This window comes from Subtercola sp. PAMC28395, from assembly GCF_018889995.1.
Taxonomy (GTDB): domain Bacteria; phylum Actinomycetota; class Actinomycetes; order Actinomycetales; family Microbacteriaceae; genus Subtercola.
The window spans coordinates 3,163,956-3,182,929 of the sequence record NZ_CP076547.1 but is presented as its reverse complement, the minus strand read 5'-3'; the positions used below and the strand labels follow the sequence as shown (position 1 = coordinate 3,182,929).

Annotated in this window: 16 protein-coding genes; 5 read left to right on the top strand and 11 right to left on the bottom strand. The window is 63.8% G+C overall.

Translation table 11 applies throughout. The annotated features are described in order from the left end of the window. Window positions 1-217: 217 nt before the first annotated feature. Window positions 218-847 (bottom strand): biotin transporter BioY, encoded by a 630-nt coding sequence (locus KPL76_RS14505; RefSeq protein ID WP_216334281.1) that lies wholly within the window; start codon window positions 845-847, stop codon window positions 218-220. Window positions 848-1,031: 184 nt separating this feature from the next. Here KPL76_RS14505 and KPL76_RS14500 point away from each other — a divergent pair, with 184 nt between their 5' ends. Both KPL76_RS14500 and KPL76_RS14495 read left to right on the top strand, forming a co-directional pair. Further along, complete coding sequence (locus tag KPL76_RS14500; RefSeq protein ID WP_253202073.1) at window positions 1,032-1,748, top strand: TetR/AcrR family transcriptional regulator C-terminal domain-containing protein; 717 nt, start codon at window positions 1,032-1,034, stop codon at window positions 1,746-1,748. A 284-nt stretch (window positions 1,749-2,032) separates the two neighbouring features. Next, the gene (locus tag KPL76_RS14495) at window positions 2,033-3,658 is read left to right on the top strand and encodes an HNH endonuclease signature motif containing protein (protein ID WP_216334279.1); all 1,626 of its coding nucleotides are present in this window, start codon (window positions 2,033-2,035) and stop codon (window positions 3,656-3,658) included. Between the two features lie 137 nt (window positions 3,659-3,795). Here KPL76_RS14495 and KPL76_RS14490 read toward each other — a convergent pair whose 3' ends face one another. Next, window positions 3,796-6,168: an acyltransferase family protein gene (locus tag KPL76_RS14490; protein ID WP_253202072.1), complete on the bottom strand. Its 2,373-nt coding sequence runs from the start codon at window positions 6,166-6,168 to the stop codon at window positions 3,796-3,798. Window positions 6,169-6,636: 468 nt separating this feature from the next. Next, complete coding sequence (locus tag KPL76_RS14835; protein WP_253202306.1) at window positions 6,637-6,906, bottom strand: hypothetical protein; 270 nt, start codon at window positions 6,904-6,906, stop codon at window positions 6,637-6,639. Between KPL76_RS14835 and KPL76_RS14485 the strand changes: the two genes are divergently transcribed. Further along, complete coding sequence (locus tag KPL76_RS14485) at window positions 6,851-7,840, top strand: serine hydrolase (RefSeq protein ID WP_253202272.1); 990 nt, start codon at window positions 6,851-6,853, stop codon at window positions 7,838-7,840. The genes KPL76_RS14835 and KPL76_RS14485 overlap by 56 nt on opposite strands. A 495-nt stretch (window positions 7,841-8,335) precedes the next feature. On the opposite strand, the gene KPL76_RS14480 is transcribed toward KPL76_RS14485, so the two are convergent. Continuing rightward, complete coding sequence (locus tag KPL76_RS14480; protein WP_216334273.1) at window positions 8,336-8,863, bottom strand: hypothetical protein; 528 nt, start codon at window positions 8,861-8,863, stop codon at window positions 8,336-8,338. Between the two features lie 154 nt (window positions 8,864-9,017). Between KPL76_RS14480 and add the strand changes: the two genes are divergently transcribed. Beyond that, window positions 9,018-10,049 (top strand): adenosine deaminase, encoded by a 1,032-nt coding sequence (add, locus tag KPL76_RS14475; protein WP_216334271.1) that lies wholly within the window; start codon window positions 9,018-9,020, stop codon window positions 10,047-10,049. Window positions 10,050-10,088: 39 nt separating this feature from the next. Here the strand turns inward: add and KPL76_RS14470 are convergent, their stop codons facing one another. The 5 genes from KPL76_RS14470 to KPL76_RS14450 form a co-directional block, all read right to left on the bottom strand. Continuing rightward, window positions 10,089-11,123, bottom strand: coding sequence for an LLM class flavin-dependent oxidoreductase (locus tag KPL76_RS14470; protein ID WP_216334269.1), 1,035 nt, complete (start codon window positions 11,121-11,123; stop codon window positions 10,089-10,091). A gap of 116 nt (window positions 11,124-11,239) precedes the next feature. After that, the gene (locus KPL76_RS14465) at window positions 11,240-12,454 is read right to left on the bottom strand and encodes a low temperature requirement protein A (RefSeq protein ID WP_216334267.1); all 1,215 of its coding nucleotides are present in this window, start codon (window positions 12,452-12,454) and stop codon (window positions 11,240-11,242) included. 103 nt (window positions 12,455-12,557) lie between these two features. Then, window positions 12,558-12,887, bottom strand: coding sequence for a protealysin inhibitor emfourin (locus tag KPL76_RS14460; protein WP_216334265.1), 330 nt, complete (start codon window positions 12,885-12,887; stop codon window positions 12,558-12,560). 64 nt (window positions 12,888-12,951) lie between these two features. Beyond that, window positions 12,952-14,085 (bottom strand): M4 family metallopeptidase, encoded by a 1,134-nt coding sequence (locus tag KPL76_RS14455; protein WP_216334263.1) that lies wholly within the window; start codon window positions 14,083-14,085, stop codon window positions 12,952-12,954. A 31-nt stretch (window positions 14,086-14,116) separates the two neighbouring features. Next, complete coding sequence (locus KPL76_RS14450; protein ID WP_216334262.1) at window positions 14,117-14,590, bottom strand: DUF3052 domain-containing protein; 474 nt, start codon at window positions 14,588-14,590, stop codon at window positions 14,117-14,119. Window positions 14,591-14,623: 33 nt separating this feature from the next. On the opposite strand from KPL76_RS14450, the gene KPL76_RS14445 reads away from it, so the two are divergent. Next, complete coding sequence (locus tag KPL76_RS14445; protein ID WP_216336569.1) at window positions 14,624-16,318, top strand: class I SAM-dependent methyltransferase; 1,695 nt, start codon at window positions 14,624-14,626, stop codon at window positions 16,316-16,318. An 80-nt stretch (window positions 16,319-16,398) separates the two neighbouring features. Here KPL76_RS14445 and KPL76_RS14440 read toward each other — a convergent pair whose 3' ends face one another. Together KPL76_RS14440 and KPL76_RS14435 are read right to left on the bottom strand one after the other, a co-directional pair. Further along, entirely contained in the window at window positions 16,399-18,093 is a 1,695-nt protein-coding gene (locus tag KPL76_RS14440; RefSeq protein WP_216334261.1) for a threonine/serine exporter ThrE family protein, read from the bottom strand. Between the two features lie 9 nt (window positions 18,094-18,102). Next, window positions 18,103-18,897 (bottom strand): dienelactone hydrolase family protein, encoded by a 795-nt coding sequence (locus KPL76_RS14435; protein ID WP_253202071.1) that lies wholly within the window; start codon window positions 18,895-18,897, stop codon window positions 18,103-18,105. Between the last annotated feature and the right edge of the window lie 77 nt (window positions 18,898-18,974).

Here is an 18,974-nt window from a genome sequence, read left to right as displayed (position 1 = left end):
TGAGTTTGGGCAGCTCGTGCAAAGAGCCCAGAGCGTGATTCTCCTGAAGTCGGTGCCGCTCCAGCAGCGTTTGCGTGCTCATCGACGATGATCTCAGCATCCGATCGCCGATCGTCGAGCATCCTGTGCGCGTGTGAGACCACTTGGGCACGCAATTGGGTCTCGGAAAGCGCCTGCGACCCGCAGATCACGGCCGGTCGAGCAGTGGTCAGGTTCGTCACACGCTCGTTGCCACGGGCTTGCGGGCCCGGCCTTCGAAGGCGCGAGGGTAGGCGCGCCAGAGCGAGAGCGTGATGATGGTCGTCACGATCACCTTGATCAGATCGCCCGGGATGAACGCCAGCGCTGACAACGCGGCGGAGCTCAGTGGCAAGCCGAGGACGAACGCCTGGACCGGGATCCCGAAGGCGTACACCACACCGATGCCGCCGACGACGCAGCCGAGCGCAGTGCGGTACCAGGTCGGTCTGAGGCGGTCAGCACGCACGATGGCTCCGATCACGAAGGCGCCGACGATCCAGCCGATCAGGTAGCCCGCCGAGGGGCCCACGAAGACCCCGGCGCCACCGCGGCCGCCCGAGAGCAGCGGCAGGCCGATCAGCACGAGTACTTCGAAGACGGTGACGGCGGCCGCACCGCGCCACGAACCGAGAATCGCTCCGGCGAGCATCACGCCCAGAGTCTGCGCCGTGATGGGTACTGCGCCGTTGAACGCCGGAATCGCGCTCGGGATGCCCAGCACGGCGATGATCGCGGCGAAGACAGCGATCTTGGTGATGTCGCGAGTGGTGATGCGAGTTGCGGGGCGGGTTATGGGGCGGCTTGTGGTGCGGGGCTGTCGGGTCATCGTGAGCTCCTGCTGCGGTGTGGTGGTGAGGCGAGTGTGGTGGGGCGATTGTGGTGAGGCGAGTGTGGGTAGGCACTTGTGGCTCGGTGGAACAGTGTTGTCGTGAGCAGCGTTGTCATGAACGGCCTCGTCATGAACAGTGTTCACCTGAACGCTGTTCATGATAGCTGCTAGAGTCGTCGCGATGAACACTGATCCCGCAACGACCGCCAGGTCGACCCGTCACTCCCGGGTCGATGTTGTGGATGCCGCACTCGGCATCCTCGACGAATTGGGCCTGCCCGACCTCACCATGCGTCGACTTGCGGCGAAGCTCGACGTGCAACCGAGTGCGCTCTACTGGCACTTCGAGAACAAGCAGGCGCTTCTGGCCGCGGTCGCCGACCGGATCATCGCGGGGGCGCGGGTGCCAGATGCGGCGCGAGATGTGATGCGAGATGGGGCACAAGCAAGGGATGGCGTGAGCGCCGCGGCTTCAGAACGGGCATCCTGGCAGCTGGCAACCCGGGCAGAGGCTCTGGCGCTGCGTGACGCGCTGCTTGCGTATCGAGACAGTGCCGAAGTCGTGTCGAGCACACTGGCGCTGGGACTTGGAGCAGGCGAAGCGCACCTTCGGTTGGCAGCGGCGATCGCCAGCGGGGGATTTGACGCACAGACGAGCGAGGCGTCGGCCGCCGCCCTGTTGCACTATGTGCTCGGTCATGTCTGGCACGAGCAACAGAGGTTGCAGGCCGACAGCCTCGGGGTTGTAGCGCCTGCCCACGCTGTTGGTCCCGAATCCGCGAGTGAAGTGCACGCGACGGGGGGTGGGGTGAGCCCGGCGAACGGAACAGCAGCGTTCGAATTCGGACTCACACTGCTCCTCGGGGGACTTTCGCTGTTGACGCAGGCCCGCAGCTGACGCGGGCGACGCAGGTGACGCAGGTGACAGGCCCGCGGCTCACGCCGGCCCGCAGCTCACGCCGGTCACGCCGGTGACGCCGGTGGCGCAGGTGACGCAGGTGACAGGCCCGCGGCTCACGCCGGTGACACAGGTGACGCAGCCTCGCAGATGACGCGATCGCTTTGTTGATCCACGGTCTCTGATGCTCCCGCATCACACGTCCCTGGCAGCGCGGCTCCGCTTGTTCCTCGCCGACAAGCAATAGATGAGTGAATGTCAGTGGTTGGTGCGATGCTTCATGCATGACCGATTTGCAGGAGGATTCCCCCTCCGCGGCTGAGCCCGATCCGCGCCCCACCGCGGCAGGGTTCTCCGGTGCGGCAGGGCTCTCCGGGGCGGCAGGCTTCTCCGGTGCGGCAGGGCTTTCCGCTGCGGCACCGCGGTCGGGAGTGCCGGCACAGTATGGCCCAGCAGAGAGATCTTATGAAGTGCCGCTCTCGAGCGTGGCAGAGGGGCTCATCGCGGTTGTCGCCGACCTTGACGGTATCGGGGCATTCGATGCGGTGGCACCATTTGGCCTTGCTGACGACGAGGTCGTGGCTGCAACCGTACTCGCCGAAAAGCTTGGCAGGGTGGCCGATGCCGCCCGAGTGAGGTTCGCTGGGCTGATTGCCGAACGGTCTGAACCCGAACGGGGCGATGCGCGGCTTACTGTGCGGCACGGCGTGCCGACGGTGCCGAAACTGGTCGCCCGACTGACCGGGGTTTCGATTCACAGCGCAAAAGGGCGCATCACGCTGGCGGCGGCAGCACAATCGACGATGAGTCTCATAGGCACGAGCAACGAATCGAATTTCCCAGCGGTAGAGAAGGCGCTCATCGAGGGTTTGATCAATGTGGACGCGGCGGCGGTGATCACAGAGAAACTCACCCAGGCTGCGAGACGATCAGGCTTCGGCGCAGACCTGCACGAAGCTGAAGATACGCTCGTGCTTGCTGCCCGTCCTCTCGTCGACGGGGGCACGGGCTTCACCGCAGATGAGGTCGACCTGCTGGCGACGCGGTTGCGCGAACACCTGGACCCAGACGGTGCAGAGCCCCGCGACGAGGATCTGCAGGAGAAGCGCGGCATGACGTTGACGTCGCTGCCTTCGGGTTGGTACAAGATCGCCGGGCTGTTGCCGCCAGATGTCGCGGCCAAGTGGCTGGCTCTCGCCGAGTCCTTTCTGAGTCCGCGCACCAGACCCTCATTTTCAGGTGGAGCTGCTGGAGCTGAGGCCGAAACTGGAATCCAGACCGAGGCTGAGACCAACGTCGGTGGTGACCCGACACTCGTGGAGCCACGCACGAGGCCACAGCTCTTGCTCGACGGTTTCACCGAACTGCTCGTCAAAGCTGCCGGTCTCCCCGAGATGCCGCGCCTCAATGGGGCCAGGCCCACGGTCAACCTCCACGCGTCGCTTTCTGATGTTGTGAGTGGGCGGGGTGTGGGATGGATCGATGGTCTCGTCGAGCCTGTTCCCGTTTCCACGGTTCGGCAATTGCTGTGTCACGGTGACTTCATCACTACTCTCCTGGGCGAGAATGGCCGAGTGATGCAGCACGGCAAGACCCGGCGCCTGTTCACCGCCGCGCAGAATCGGGCCCTTGCAGTTCGCGACGGAGGGTGCGTGTGGCCGGGCTGTGAACGACCGCCGTCGTGGGCCGAAACGCACCACGTCACGCCCTGGCTCACTGAGTATCACCCTCGCGGGCCTACAGACATCGACAACGGGGTGCTCCTCTGTCATTTTCACCATGCAAATGTGCACAAGTCAGGCTGGCGAATGGTCATGCGCGACGGAGTGCCGCACATCATCCCTCCGCCCTGTGTCGACTGGAGGCAAACGCCGCGCCCCTGCACGCAACGCCGCACCAGTCTTCAGTGATGTGTACCTGTAGTGACGTGTGCCTGCAGTGATGTGTGCCTGCAGTGATGTGTGCCTGAAGTGACGTGTGTCTGCAATGACGTGTGCCCGCCATGAGGTGCTGCCGCAATCACTCGCACCTGTTGTGACTCCGCGCGTCACATCAGACCGAGAGCAACAAATTCCTGCTGGATGACCGGGCCGATGTGCGCCGAATATTCCGCCGTGAGGTGCACCGAGTCGTACTTCGTCGGAAGGGTTCCGGCGAAAGCCGGGCACACGCCGTTCGAGCAGCTGAACGGCAGCGATGTCACGAAGTGGTCTCCGTTGGCGCTTGCGGCTGCTTCGGTGGCGCCGGCGAAATCCTGCCAGGCCTGGTCGATACCGGCATTACAGTCCTGCGGGCTCGACACCTGTGAGTAGCAGCGACCCAGGTCAGAGCCAAGCGGTGGCGGTGCGAGGTATACCAATCGGCCCGCAGCATTGTATTTCGCACTCTCCGCGAGGGTAGAAGTCGTGATGTCGTCAACACTCAAGGGGGTGCCGGCGCTCGATTTACCGAGTGCAAAGGCATTCGAGACGACGACGAGTCGGGGTGCGTCTGCAGCGATCTTCGCAGCGATGTCATCCTTTCGCTGCGTGCACACATCCATCACACCAGACCCGTCATTCTGCACCAATACATCGGTGAATCGGCAGCCGTAGAGCCCCACGGCCGTCACCTGCCACAAGCCGGCGCTGGCCTCGGCGATCTCCTTGAAAGCGGGTGCATACGCAAGCGCCGTCGAATCGCCCACCAGATACAGGTGATTCGGGGCACTGTGGCTGCCCCAGGTGCAATCGTCGAAATTCGGCGTGTCTCCTACGGCGAAACAGCTATTTGCCGGGTTGTCGCTCGACGTGCGTGAAATCGCGTCGTCGAGTGACGGTGAAAGGTCGCTCGGCCATGCTGATGACGAAGCCGCTGAGGCCAGGTCTGCCTGCAGGGCGACGGTGGGATCCTGATCGGGAACAGCAAGGCTGCTGGAGACCGGTGCGCCGGGCAACGGTGCATCACGAAGTGACACCTCGATAGACACAGCGATCACAGCGACCACGGCGACGAGTCCCACCGTCGAAAGGATGAACTGGGTTCCGAACCGGTCGCGCCACTCCTGCCACGCTGCCGAACGCGCCTGTCGGCGCGTCACGCCGTCGGTGTCGTGGGTGGGTGGCTCTGATGTGTGTGGCCCTGATGTGTACGGCCCTGATGTGTGCGGCCCCGAGTCGAACGACTGCAACCACGGTGATCGGTGGAGGGGCTGCTCGATCAGGAAGTATGAAACGAGCGACACCGCGAGAATGAGGGCACCGATGATCAGGGTGTTCTCGAGTGTCGGCGCCGGGAGAAAGAGCAGGGCGAACACGATCACCGGCAGGTGCCAGAGGTAGAGCGAATACGAGAGGTTGCCGACGAACACGCTCACCGGGTTCGTGAGGGGAAAGAGCCCTGTCGTCGAGCCCCGGATACCTGCGGCGATGACCAGGAGGGTCGCGCCCACCGGCAGTGCGGCCCACGGCGCGGGGAAGGGAAGCGTGTCGTCGATGACGAAGAGGGAAGCGATCAGGATGATGGAGCCAACCCATGCGAGAAGCACGCAGAGGGCGCGGGGCATCCTGGCGAACAAGGGCGCGGAGATGGCGAGAAGAGCTCCCGCTCCCAGTTCCCACGCGCGGGAGAACGTCGAGAAGTAGGCTGCGGTGGGGTGTGTGGCGGTCTCGGTAAGGCTGAACGAAAATGAAACCACCACGACGGCAGCGACGACTGCCCAGACGATGAGCCGTCCAGGAAGATTCGGGTGCCACTGCGACCCGCCTTGCTGTGACCTGTCCTGCAGCGACCCGCCCTGCTGTGACCTGTCCTGCAGCGACCCCTGCTGCTCTGACCCGCCCCGCAGCGACCCCTGCTGCTGTGACCCGTCCCGCAGCGACGAACGGGTGAACCGCGCCCCGAGTGCAAGGCACCCCAGGACGAGCACGGGCCAGACGAGGTAGAACTGTTCCTCTAGTGACAGAGACCAGAAGTGCTGCAGGGGAGAAAGCGAGTCTCCGGCCTGGAAGTAATCGGTTCCGGTCGCTGCGAAATGCCAGTTCGAGACGAAGAAGAATGCGAAGACGGCATCCCAGAGCGTCGACAGCGCCTTGCCGCGGTTGAACAAGAGAAAGCCGAGCGTCGTGGTCACGACGAGAACCGTCACTGCGGCGGGAACGATCCTGCGGATGCGGCGTGTGTAGAAGTCGGTGAAAGAGTGTGAGCCTGGCGCGTTCGTGGCCGCCGTGTCATGCATTCGAAGCAGGATGCCGGTGATCAGGAAACCCGAGATCACGAAGAAGATGTCGACGCCGGCGAAACCGCCACTTGGCCAGTGCAGCAGATGATCGAGCACTACCGCTATGACGGCTATGGCGCGGAGTCCTTGAATGTCGCGACGTACGCGGGGCCCGGCGATAGCGGTTGGCGTGACGCCTTCGACCTGGATCGTGGCTGTCACGCGTGTCCTGCCCATCTCTGAGTGTCAGTTGGTATGTGTGTCAGTTGGTCTGACTGTCTGTTTGGCTGTTTGTCAGTTGGTCTGACTGTCTAGTTGGCTGTCTGGTTGGCTGTCTGCTTTGTCGCTTGCACGAGCCCGACTGTGAGAGCGCTCTCAAATCCAGGTTTCAGTCTAGGCGGGTGAAATGCTCGCCCTGAACAGATGACGGGGCTTGAACGCCGCCAATATAATTCGGGAACACGCTGCAGCATGAACCACATGAGAGGGTGCCGCAATGAAGCGATCGGCTGTCCAGATGCGATTGTCTTTCTTCAAGCGATTGTCCGTCCAGAAGAGATTGCCCGTCCAGAAGCGATCGTCCGTCCAGAAGAGATTGTCCGGCCGGAGACGATCTTCCGGCTCGGCTGTCGCCGCGCTTGTCGTGGTGCTGGGTTTCGCCCTCACCGCGTGTGCGCAACGAGGCTCTGCTCAGACAGTCACGTCCTCTCCGGCTGCCGTAGTCGATTCGACGTGCGTTTCTGGTGTCGCGTCGGTCATCAGTCGCCAACCCACGTCCCAGATGATCACCGGCGTATTGCCCGCGGCCGTAACTGATTCACTGGACGCGGCTGCCCGGTCGTCGTTCACTGAAGCTGCCTCGCCAGGGGCAATCGTCGGCGTACGTACTCCGCAGGGCACCTGGATGTCGGCATACGGAGTAGCTGATCCGTCGACAGGCGCACCGATGCAGGTGGGCATGCACACTCGAATCGGCTCTGTGACGAAGACCTTCACCGGCACACTGCTGATGCAGCTGGCTGAAGACAAGAAGCTCTCGCTCGACGACACGATCGGAAAGTACATCCCGGGCATTCCGAACGGCGACCAGATCACCCTGCGCCAGCTCGCCTCGATGACGAGCGGCATAGCAAGCTACACGATGAATTCTTCGTTCACCGACGTGTATTTCGCCAAGCCTGAGACGATCTTCACGCCGACCGAGTTGGTGGCCGCGGGGGTTGAGAAGTCCCCGATCTTCGCGCCGGGAGAGCAATTCGACTATTCGAACACCAACACCGTTCTCCTGGGTCTGGTCATCGAAAAAGTCACGGGTGAGCCGGTTTCAGACGTCTTTGCCGAGCGCATCCTGAAACCACTCAGCCTCACGAGCACGTCGTGGCCGGGTGACCAGACGGCCATGCCCGAGCCGTACGCCCAGGGTTTCACCCTGCAAGGGGATTATGCGACCCCTTCCGCCCCGAGCAACGCGACGAACTGGAACCCCGCCTGGGGCTTCACCGCCGGCGAGCTGATCTCGAACATGCCCGATCTGCTCACCTACGGGAGGGCGCTTGCCACGGGCCAGGGCCTGCTCGACACGGCCAGCCAGACCGAACGCCTGACATCGTTCCCGGGCGCGGCCGGTTATGGCATCGCTGTGGGCTGCATCGGTGGGTGGGTCGGGCACACGGGTGAGCTACCTGGGTACAACACCAGTCTTTTCTACGACACGACCACAGACACCACTGTTGTCGTGCAGACGAACAGCGATATTCCTTCGGGCAATTGTGAGGTATCGCCCGTGCTGACCGACGATCCACGTACAGCAGTGTGTTCGTCTCCGGCTACACGGATGTTCGTGGCACTGTCGACTGCGCTCGGGCATACCTTCACGCCGAACCCCTCGAAGTGACGTTCATCTCTCGCATGAGGGTGATGTGCTAGAGTACGGAGCGCGTGCTTGGAAGCAGACTAGCTTGACTGCAGATCTCCAGTTGGAGAAGTCCTTCATCGGATACAAGACGCCACAACACCGCCGAGGCTCGCCTCGAACTCCCACGCTCCGCACTGGGTTGGCATTCACATGTCTTCATACAGTGCCGTTCGTGGGTAACCGTGGTTCGCAGCACAGTGAAGAGCGTCCTTGATTCTTTGATAACTCGGGGCATTCTTTGAAAACGCGCCGACCACATTGTTCGAATGCCTCACGTGGGTGTCGAGGCGAGCGTGAAGAGCCGAGCGATTTCCTGTCTGGGCTGACAGAACAGGAAATCGCAGCCGCGGCCCGGCACAGTTGATGGGTATGGTCAATGTGGCTGGCTAGCAGTCCGGTTGCCTGGCTTGCCGGCTGCCCTCAGTGGTCACCGTTGTTGGTCACAGTGACGGACGTGCTGGCCTTCTTGCCGTTTCAAGCCACGATCGTGATCGTGTAGCTGTGGTTGTCGGGGCAGCCATAGACGAGATCGTCAAAGGATCCTGAGCCTGGCGCCAGGGGGCCCGCATAGGGTGCGGCTTGAGCGTCGGAGGCGTCGACGCCGATCCACGCTTCTTTTCCGCCGGTACTCGTCCAGGTGATGTGCAGTGGCGTGCTCTGGAATCCGCTGGTGCCCGGCGCGCCGGTGGAGCAGGTGACGGTGGTGGGCATGACCGAGAACGAGGTGACGGCGAGCGTGGACGCGGTGCCAGACGATGGTTGTGATGTCGGTGCAGTCGATCCGGGCGCTGAAGGGGAGGATCGCGTTGTCGGCCCAGCAGACGGCGTTGACGCCGGTGCGGAACTGTCTGAAGGCGATGAGCTGGCCGGTGACGTACTCGCAGCCGCGAGAAGCTTCGAGTTGTTCTGAGCGAGGACGACCACGGTGATCACAAGACCTGTCACCACAAGTGCAGTTACGCCGACGATCAGCCAGATCATCCACTTCTTTCGCGCCTTCATGACATCTCCTCATGTATCCCGGGAGATCACTCTGTCAGATTCGGCGGCAATGCGCATCCCCCCAGAGATGCCCATGTTGCAACATTCACGCAACACGGCCGATATTCCGGCGTGCTAGCGTCTCGAGCGAATCCGATCGAAAGGCACACAGCTCATGTCGAATGTCTCAGCCCTCAGCCCCGAGTTTCTCGCCGGATTGCCGAAGTGTGAGCTGCATCTGCACCTCGAAGGCACGTTGGAGCCGGAACTCAAACTCGCCCTCGCCCGGCGCAACGGCGTCGACGTCGGCCAGAACACCGTGGAGGAGGTGCGGGCGACCTACCAGTTCGATTCGCTGGCGAGTTTTCTTGCTGTGTACTACCCGGCGATGGATGTACTCGTCGAGGAACAGGACTTCTACGACCTCGCCTCTGCCTATTTTGTGCGGGCAGCGGCCGACGGCGTGCGGCGGGTCGAGGCCTTCTTCGATCCGCAGGCGCACACCTCACGAGGGGTGCCGATTTCGAACGTGATTCTCGGCTATTCGCATGCTGCGCGCGACGCGGCTGCACTCGGGGTGTCTGCGGAGCTCATTCTCTGCTTTCTGCGTGACTTCTCCGCCGAGAGCGCGCTCGAGACGCTGCGCGAAGCCCTGGCGTTCAAGGAACACTTCATCGGGGTCGGCCTCGACTCCGATGAGCGGGAAAATCCTCCGGTGAAGTTCCAGCCCGTGTTCGAGCTTGCCAGGGCCGAGGGTCTGAAACTCACCATGCACTGCGACATAGACCAGCTCGGCAGCATCGAGAACATCCGGCAGGTGCTCGAAGACATCGGCGTCGACCGCATCGACCACGGCACGAACATCGTCGAGAATCCCGCTCTCGTCGCGCTCGCCATCCAACGTGGGGTCGGTTTCACCACGTGCCCTGTCTCGAACAGCTTCGTCACAGCTGATATGAAGGCAGACGAAATCGTCGAGCTCCTGCGACAGGGCGCCCTGGTGTGCGTCAACTCTGACGATCCGGCGTATTTCGGGGCGTATATCGCGAAGAACTATGTCGCGCTCGTCGAGAGGGCGAACCTCAGCCTCGACGACGTGGTGACGTTGGCCAGGAATTCATTCGATGCCTCCTGGCTCAGCGACACAGACAAGGCGATATACCGTGCGGAGATCGACGCCTATGTTGAGGGGTTTGTGGACGCCTGAAGACCGATGCCGGAATACTGACGGTCGTGAAGCGAACTCCTAGGCCGCAACCCCCAGCATCGCGTTGGCCGTCAGCTCGACGGAGCGAAGGCGATCGGCGATGTTCTGCGACTGGAACCCGATGATGAGTTCGTCTGCCTGTGCTGACACCGCGAAAGCCTCGAGGTAGTCGCGCACGTCGTCTGGCGTGCCGGCGACGGTGTACTTCATCATGTTCGCGATACCTCGGCCGTTCGGTGTGGTGAGGAACTGGTCGATCTCGTCGTCGCTGTACTCGTTCGCCGGCCCGCCAGCTGTGTTGCCAGCAGGGCCACGCGAGAGCATTCCCCGAACGCGGGCGCGGCGGGTGGTGATGAACTGCTGCTGGGCATCTTCTGCGTCATCGGCAGCGATGACATTGACGCCGGCGATGACGTGCGGTTCGGCCAGCTGCCGCGATGGTGTGAAGTCACGGCGGTAGATCGCGACTGCTTCGTGCAGGGCATCCGGTGAGAAATGCGAAGCAAAGGCGTACGGCAGACCGAACGCGGCGGCGAGCTGGGCGCCGAAGAGCGAGGATCCGAGAATGTACAGCGGCACGTCGGTACCGGCCCCTGGTATGGCTTGCACGCCGGGCACCCGCGATTCGCCGCGAAGGTAGCCCTGGAGTTCGAGCACGTCTTCGGGGAACTGATCTGACGACTGCGCATCGCGGCGCATCGCGCGCATGGTGACCTGGTCGCTGCCGGGAGCCCGGCCGAGGCCGAGGTCGATGCGGTCGGGGTAGAGGGTCGCCAGGGTGCCGAACTGCTCAGCGATGGTGAGTGGCGCGTGGTTCGGCAGCATGATGCCTCCGGCACCAAGCCGAATGGTCGAGGTCTGGCCAGCGACATGACCGATCAGGATGCTCGTGGCCGATGACGCGATCGAGGCCATGTTGTGGTGCTCGGCGTACCAGACGCGCCGGTAGCCGTGTTTCTCTGCCGTCTGTGCCAGCGCCACGCTGGCGGCGAAGCTGTCGCGGGCGGACTGCCCGGGTGCGATGGGGGCGAGGTCGAGCACGGAGAGAGCAATGTGCTCAGCAGAAACAGTCATACCTGGTACAACAGCGGCGGGGCCGATATCGTTCCCGGGCAGTCGAGAGTTTCAGCCGAGAGTTTCAGCCGAGAGTTTCAGTCGACCGTTTCAGTTGACAGTTTCGGTCGACAGTTTCAATCTACCAAGCCGGGCGACGTCTCAGTCGATTCTCGTGCCTCGGCGGTGGCCACCACGAGGGTCGCCACGATCAGCACCACGATCATGGCCGTTACGATCTCAGCCCAGGGCGTGAAGGCGCTCATGGCGATGAATACTGCGGCCACGGGGATGATCGTGTTGACGATTGGGCGTGCGCGAACCAGTGGGTTCTTCGGCCGGATCGTCAGTACCCAGACGCCGATGATGAAGATCGCAACGGGGAGGGTGAGGGTCAGAGATGCTTCGGTATTGGTGAGTTCGGTGTGGCCGGCGTAGAACTCCACGGCCACTTCTATTCCCGCAGAGACAGCGCCGGCGGCAGCGAAGATGAAATAGTGCGAGTACCCGAACTTCAACGACTGGCTCAGGTTGCCGAGCCTCGAATGCTGCGGCACCGCGAAGTAGATCCACCACATACCGGCGACCACGATCAGGCCGCTGGCCGCGAGCACAATGAGGGGCAGAACATGTTCGGAATCCGTCATGCCGTTGACGATGGCGTTGGCTGAACCCAGCAGCCCCTCACCGAGCACGATCAGGGTGAAGAGGCCGTAGCGCTCTGCGATGTGGTGGCTGTGCCAGGGCGTGACGGTCTTGCGCTCGGCCCAGATCGGAACCAGAACCTCGGCTGCGACCAGTACGAAGAAGCTCAGCACGCCGAACTCTGCGGGCAACAGCAACCTCAGTACCCAGAAGAGCTGAACGACGGTGATGCCGGCGGCGTACTTGAGTGCGGTCATCCGGAACCGGGGTGAATTGCTCGCGACCCTTATCCACTGGCTGACCATGGCCAGCCGCATGATCACGTAGCCGAAGGTGATGAGCACGAAGTCTCCGTGCTCCATCGACTGTGGCACCCCGGCAGCCAGAACGAGCACCCCGGCCATCTGCGTGATGGTTGTGACACGGTAGAGCCAGTCGTCGTTGTCGAAGGCTGTGGCGAACCAGGTGAAGTTCATCCAGGCCCACCAGATGGCGAAGAACACCATGCAGTAGTTCAGGAGCCCGGCCCATGCCTGGTGCTCGACCTCGAGAGTATGCAGCGATACGGATGCGAAAGAGACGGCGACGACGAACACGAGGTCGAAGAACAGTTCGAGCGAGCTCGCGGCCCGATGGCTCTCGTGTCTGTCTCTCGGCAGCACCGGTCGCAGTCGAAGCCGCGCAAGGGTTGGCTGGGCAGGTGGCATAGTGAGAGTGTATTCGGGCCCGAAGTCACTTCGACTGCCCGCAAGGCGGCCAGACAGTGGCACCATGTCCACCACGCACGTGCACTGTCGAGCCGCCGGCGTGCTATTGGCTCGTAGCGCTCTTCACCCTGTCGATCAGCTCCCGCCACGAGTCGGTGAGGTCGGATTCAGCCACCACAGCACGGCGTTCGGGTTGCGCACCGTCGTCGGTCGAGGTTGAGACGCTGATGCGATAGGTGAAGCGGTCAGGCGCGGTGGATTCGTCAACGGGTATAGACCCGACAGGGGGGTCAGTACTGTGGGTTCCTGGGTCGCTCTCCCATGAACACTCATCAAGCAGGGTGCACCAAGCGCCGACGTCGGCGTCACCGCTCGCCTCTGCCGTCCAGATGCGGTTCAGGCCTGCAAACCCGCCTGAACGCGCGACGGACACGAGAAGTTGCGGCGATGCAGCAGGCTGGCGGGGTGCTGTTCGCCGCGGGGGCGGGACCGGGGTTTCAGGTGCGTGAACCACCCTTCAAGACTCCCACTTTCACCCACGCGGCGCCAACGGCTTCTGCTTCTGGCGAAGCAGCGCCGTACCGGAGGGTCGCGGCGGTCACGGTTGCTGCGGCAAAGGTGGCGAAGTCGGCCTTGGCTGGAAGGAGGGTGGGTGCAACAGAGCCAGCAGGTGCGCCCGCAGCGGTCATCGTGTCGTACCAGATCTGGCCCGCGCGCTGCCAGGCGAAGCCGCCGAGTTCAAGCGCGGTGAGGGCGAAAGCCCTGTTGGGGATGCCCGAATTCAGGTGCACCCCGCCGTTGTCGTCGGTCGTCTTCACGTAGTGCGCCATGTCGGCTGGCTGCGGGTCTTTGCCGAGCACGTCGTCGTCATACGCCGTGCCGGGAGCGGTCATCGACCGGAGCGCCTTGCCCTGCACCGCGGGGGTGAAGAGCCCCTCACCGACGAGCCAACTGGCTTCAGCGGCGGTCTGGTTGTTCTGGTGCTGTTCGACCAGTACTCCCATCACGTCGGAGAACGATTCGTTGAGTGCGCCCGATTGCCCCTCGTAGGCCAGCCCGGAGCTGAACTGGGTGACACCGTGGGCGAGTTCGTGACCGATCACCGAGACGGAGGAGGTGAAACGGCCGAAGACTTCGCCGTCGCCGTCGCCGAACACCATTCGCTCGCCGTCCCAGTACGCGTTGTCGTAGCCGCGCCCATAGTGCACCGTGGCGAGGAGGGGCAGGCCCCTGCCGTCGATCGAATCACGCCCGAATACCTGGCTGAAGAGGGTGAAGGTTGCTCCGAGGCCGTCGTACGCTTCAGTGACCGCCACATCTGCGGTTGCCGATTCGCCCTCGTGACGAACGATTCGCCCGGGCAGTCTTTCGGCACCCTGGGCATCGGAGATCGTGCGGTGGACGACCGGGGGGACCGCGTGGACCACAGGGCGGGCGGCAGGATCGCCTTTCGAGTGGGGAGTGCTGGCGCTGAAGTGCTGTACCTCTGTGGCATGGAGACGGCGTTCTTCGTGCAGCGGTTCGGTGCCCTCGAGCGCGCGCCGCGCCGCGGCGGCAGCAACGGCCATTCCGTGCTCGTCGGCCTGGGCGATCTTGGCCAGGAGATACGGAGGAACAATTGAATGCTTCATGAAAAGACCCTAAGTCAGCCCGCCGACAGTGTCACGAAACTCTGTTCTCCACCCTCCAGACGAACTTCAGGGCAGACCAATCGCTATCGAGTGCGGCCACTTTGACGTCGACGATGCCGAAGGAGAGTGCAGTCTCCCGGATCACACTGTCACCGAGGTCGCTGATGTGACCGGCCGCCTTGCGCGGCCAGGCGATCCACAGCGCTCCGGTGGGGAAGATGCTGGCTGAGAGTGACGGGAGCCGTTCTGCAAGCTCCTCGGCACGTCGGAAGAAGGCCACGACCAGCTCGGGCAGCTCGGGGGGATGCACGTCGGCGGGATGCACGTCGGCGAGGTGCACGTCGGCGAGGTGCACGATGTGGATGTCGGGCGGGGGAGAGTCGAGCATCCAGCCGGGGGGAGCTTCGTCGAGGCACACACGCATCGCTGGCTTGAGTCCGAGCTTGCGAGCCTGGGGTGTGGAGGAGTAGCCAGCCTGGGCAGAAGGGGCATCATCCGCATTCATGGGTTGATTGTAGGTGACGCACTGACCGGGCTGATGCAGTTGAATGGATCGGTGAGTTCACCCTTGATAGCCCGATTGCGCCGAGACCTGATCACCTCCTCATTCACGGTTGAGACTGTGGGGGAGCTGTGGGGGGAGGAGGCTGCAGCTGCCCTGTTCCGTGGGCAGAGGTTGCCGGCCGTTCGGGCGCTCCGTCGGCGCCGGGTCGCCGGTGTTCCGCAATCGAAAGCCGAGACGCTTGCGGCGGTATTCGTTCTGAACGTGCTTATCACGAGCAGGCAATTGGATGATGCTCTTCCGCAGCTCGGATCGCGGGGTGCTGAGCAGCTGGGGTTGGTGGGGCCTGCGTCTGGCCAACCGGCGCTGGATGACGATGCCCTCGTGTCAGCGCGGCTCGACCTGCGTCCGTACAGTTTTGTCGACAACTTCGGAGCGGGTAGCTGGTGGATCGCCTCGGATCTCGGGGAGACGGCGCTGGGGCGGCCGCTCGATGTGGATCATGTGCTGGGGGTTGGTGGAGCATCCATGACCCTGAGCGGGTTGATGCTCACGACGCAGGTTGCCAGTGTGCTCGATCTGGGTACGGGGTGCGGCATTCAGGCCATGCACGCTTCGCGGCACGCCGATCGTGTGGTGGCGACCGACATCTCGGCCCGTGCGCTGGAGCTTGCGGCGCTGAACGCCGAGCTCAACGCGATCGACAACATCGAGTTCCGTCTCGGCAGCCTGTACGAGCCGGTCGCGGGGGAGAGATTCGATCAGATCGTATCGAACCCGCCGTTCGTCATCACTCCGCGGACCGCGGGAGTTCCCATGTACGAGTATCGAGACGCCGGGCTGGTGGGTGACGCGCTCGTTGCGGCGGTCATCCAGGGGGCGGAGTCGCACCTGACAGAGGGCGGTGTCGCCCAGCTCCTGGGGAACTGGGAGTATCGTGCGGGTGCGGGTGCGGGTGCGGGTGCGGGTGCAGGTGCAGGTGCGGGTGAGCCCGCCGACGGGCTCGACCGGGTCAGTGCGTGGACGAGTGAGACGAACCTCGATGCGTGGGTCATCGAGCGCGAACTGCAGGATGCCGCGCTGTACGCGGAGACGTGGATCCGTGATGGTGGTACGCGGCCGGGTACACCGGAATTCGACGAACTCTATGCCGCCTGGCTCGACGACTTCGAGGCCAGGAGTGTGAAGAGCGTCGGTTTTGGTTACGTGCTGCTGCGACGGGCTTCCCGACCCGCAGGTGTCGGCTCCGCAGGTATCGGGCCCGCAGGTGTCGGCTCGGCAGGTCTCAGCTCCGCACGTCTCAGTGCAGGACCTCTTCGCCGCTTCGAGCGACTCACCGACGCGCGAGGTTCGAACCCAGCAGGACTCGGCCAGTACTTCGAGGCCAGCCTCGCGGGCTTCGACTGGCAGTCGGCGCTGTCAGACACTGCGCTTCTCGGTTCGACGGTCACGTACGCGCACGATGTGACCGAGGAGCGACACTACTGGCCCGGCCAGGAGAATCCGACGGTGATGACGCTTCGGCAGGGCAGTGGATTCGCCCGCTCGGTGTCGCTCGATACGGCACTCGCTGCCCTCGTCGGGGCCTGCGACGGTGACCTGGCGATCGGCCAGATCATCGGGGCGCTTGCACACCTGCTCGAGGCGGATGAGACCGCGCTCGTCGCCGATCTGCTGCCGCGGGTGCGGGCCCTCGTGAACGACGCGTTCCTGGTGCCCCAGACTGACTGAGTGATTCTGCCTGACTGAGTGATTCTGCCTGACTGAAGGATTATGCCTGACTGAGTGATTCTGCGGCTCACCCCCCAGGGCTAGCCTCGGCGGCGCTTCGCCTTGTCGAAGTCGCGGGTGAGGCCGGTGCCCACGAGGATGCCGAGGGCGATGGAGAACAACGACAGCCCCGTCGTGACGAGGGTGGAGACGCTGGCTGCGGCCCCGCTCACGGCCGTCTGCGCTGCGGCCTCATTGATCCCGATGAATCCCAGGGCGCCGGGCACCAGCAGCCAGAACGAGGCCAGCATCATGACGGTCGCCGGCGGCGCCGTTCTGAACTGCGCGAAGAAGCGGCTGAGCGGCACGACGACGAGCGCCCCGACGAATCCTGCCAGCTCGGGCCCGATGACGAGGGCCCCGAGGGCCTGGGCACCATACGACGCGAACAGTGCGACGACGATCCAGAGCAGAGCGCGGGGAGGTGCCGAGAGGAACAGCAGGAATCCCACCGCCACGAACGCTACACCGACCAGCGGTGCCCACCAGCCCAGAGTCTGGCCCGTCGTCGACACGGTGACGTTGCCTGTCACCGTGAGCCCGGCGATCACACCGAATGCAAGCAGGAGCAACTGCGCCACACCGTAGACGATCCGACTCGCCCCGGCGATGATCTGATTGCTGGTGAGCTCGATCGACGCCACCGTGAGTGTGAGCCCCGGCAGAAAACTCACCAGCGCCGGGGCGATCAGCTTCAGCGGGTCGTCGCCGACGGCATTCGCGAGAAAGAGAGAGGTGACGACGGTGACGATGAAGGCCGCGAACACCGGCATCGCGCTCGCCAGGGTCGGCAGGCGTCGGCCGAGCAACAGAAGCACTCCGACCAGTGCACCCAGCAGAACGTAGGCGGGCAGGGCGGCGAGGGTGGGATTCAAGGTCAGCCCGAAACCGACACAGAGCACGGTGTGGCCCAGCACGGTCATCCACGGCCCGAAGCGCGGGGGTGCTGCCCTGATTGCAGCGAGGCGGTCGAGAGCGTCGGCGGGATTCAGGGTGCCCCTGCGGGCATCGTTGACCAGCCGCTCGATCGCTGCGGCCTGGTCGAGCCGGATCGAAACCGTCGAGACGGTGTCGAGGTCGGTGCGGCCCGCGCGCGCGATCCCTGGCTCGCCGGGGCTGGGTCTGGGCGCATAGGGTCTGGGCACACCGGGGCCGGGCAAACCGGGGCCGGGCACACCGGGTCTGGGCACACCGCGATTGGGCGAAGGAGCACCAGAAACGGTACCGCGCTGGTGGCGTGAATCGGTGTGGCCGAGCACGATGCGCTGTGCCCCGGTCTCGAGCGAGATCGATCCCGTCACCGGGCTTTCTCCAGGCCCGGCGATGGCATCGAGCTGCAGGATGACCATGGTGGGCAACACGGCGATCCGGATGCCCGTCAGCTTGTACGTCGCGGCGATCTCATACAGCGTCGATTCGACGTCGTTGGTGGCCTGGCTTGAGGCGAGCATCGCTACTCCGAGAGTGCGGAGCATCGTGAGGATCGCCGTGTCTTTCGTCGTCGCTGCGATTCCGGCCGCGTCGGGGTCGAGGGGCACGGGCGGTTTCAGCGTCTTGCCGAGAAGTCTCCTGGCGGAGTGCCATGCCCGGCGCGGGTCGGTGTGCCGCGGTTCTGGCTGGGATTCTGGCTGGGATTGCGACTGGGATTGCGATTGGGATTGCGACTGGGATTGCGACTGTGATTCCGGCCAGCGGTCGCCGTGGGCGTCTGGCTGGTGTTCAATTCGGCCGGGCATCGCGGCACTTCACGCTGTCGGGGGGAGATGTGCAGCGAAGAACCCCAGGGTCTTCGCCCACGAGTCGCTGGCTGCGTCAGCCCGATAGGCGGCCGGGTTGGAGTCGTTGAAGAATGCATGTGCCGCACCGGGGTAGCTGACGGCCTCGAAATCCACACCGGACTCCCTCATCTGCGTGGTGAGTGCCGGCAGCGCAGAGAACAGCGCGTGGTCGTCTTCGCCGACGAAGTAGAGCACAGGGCAGTCGATCTCGCTGAGCAGCTCGTTGGTGAAGTTGGCGTAGCCATAGAACGGCACGGATGCCCGGACCCTCGAATCGGCGACCGCGAGGCTGAACGCGTAACTGCCTCCGAAGCAGAAGCCGGTGACGCCGATGCGGCCGTCGACGCCGTCCAGCGCCTCGAGGAAGTCGACGCAGTGCACGAGCTTCGTGATGGCCGAGGCGGCGAACTCCGGAACGGCGACGGGGGCCATCAATTCACGTAGTCGTGGCTGGGCCGCTGTGCGTACCTCGGGGTCTTCTGCGAACAACTGCTGCTGCAGAACGGAGGCGTCTTCGGCGCTCACCGCCAGGGTACCCATCAGGTCGGGAGCCAGCGCGATGTAGCCTGCTGCGGCATACCGGTCGGCGATGCTTTCGATGTGATCGACGAGACCCCACACCTCGTGGATGACGATGACCGCGCCCTTGATCTGCTTGGAAGGGAGGGCGGGCGTCACGACGTACGCTTCGAAGTACGCGCCGGGTGAACCGAGCTGCACGCGCTTGCTCGTCGAGTTGTCAATGCCGGGACTGCTACTCACGGAACTTCTCGTTTCTGCGTTCAGAGTGGGTGTTCGCCCTTACATTCTGACCCATATGCTGCCCGCCATTCAGCACC

Excerpts from the sequence above, each read along its gene's own strand:
- KPL76_RS14465 (WP_216334267.1), bottom strand. The coding sequence starts at position 12,454 with ATGCCACCTGCCCAGCCAACCCTTGCGCGGCTTCGACTGCGACCGGTG.
- KPL76_RS14495 (WP_216334279.1), top strand. The coding sequence starts at position 2,033 with ATGACCGATTTGCAGGAGGATTCCCCCTCCGCGGCTGAGCCCGATCCG.
- KPL76_RS14500 (WP_253202073.1), top strand. The coding sequence starts at position 1,032 with ATGAACACTGATCCCGCAACGACCGCCAGGTCGACCCGTCACTCCCGG.
- KPL76_RS14505 (WP_216334281.1), bottom strand. The coding sequence starts at position 847 with ATGACCCGACAGCCCCGCACCACAAGCCGCCCCATAACCCGCCCCGCA.
- KPL76_RS14455 (WP_216334263.1), bottom strand. The coding sequence starts at position 14,085 with ATGAAGCATTCAATTGTTCCTCCGTATCTCCTGGCCAAGATCGCCCAG.
- KPL76_RS14480 (WP_216334273.1), bottom strand. The coding sequence starts at position 8,863 with ATGAAGGCGCGAAAGAAGTGGATGATCTGGCTGATCGTCGGCGTAACT.
- KPL76_RS14470 (WP_216334269.1), bottom strand. The coding sequence starts at position 11,123 with ATGACTGTTTCTGCTGAGCACATTGCTCTCTCCGTGCTCGACCTCGCC.
- KPL76_RS14445 (WP_216336569.1), top strand. The coding sequence starts at position 14,624 with ATGCAGTTGAATGGATCGGTGAGTTCACCCTTGATAGCCCGATTGCGC.
- add (WP_216334271.1), top strand. The coding sequence starts at position 9,018 with ATGTCGAATGTCTCAGCCCTCAGCCCCGAGTTTCTCGCCGGATTGCCG.
- KPL76_RS14440 (WP_216334261.1), bottom strand. The coding sequence starts at position 18,093 with ATGCCCGGCCGAATTGAACACCAGCCAGACGCCCACGGCGACCGCTGG.
- KPL76_RS14450 (WP_216334262.1), bottom strand. The coding sequence starts at position 14,590 with ATGAATGCGGATGATGCCCCTTCTGCCCAGGCTGGCTACTCCTCCACA.
- KPL76_RS14835 (WP_253202306.1), bottom strand. The coding sequence starts at position 6,906 with ATGCCCACCTGCATCGGTGCGCCTGTCGACGGATCAGCTACTCCGTAT.
- KPL76_RS14485 (WP_253202272.1), top strand. The coding sequence starts at position 6,851 with ATGTCGGCATACGGAGTAGCTGATCCGTCGACAGGCGCACCGATGCAG.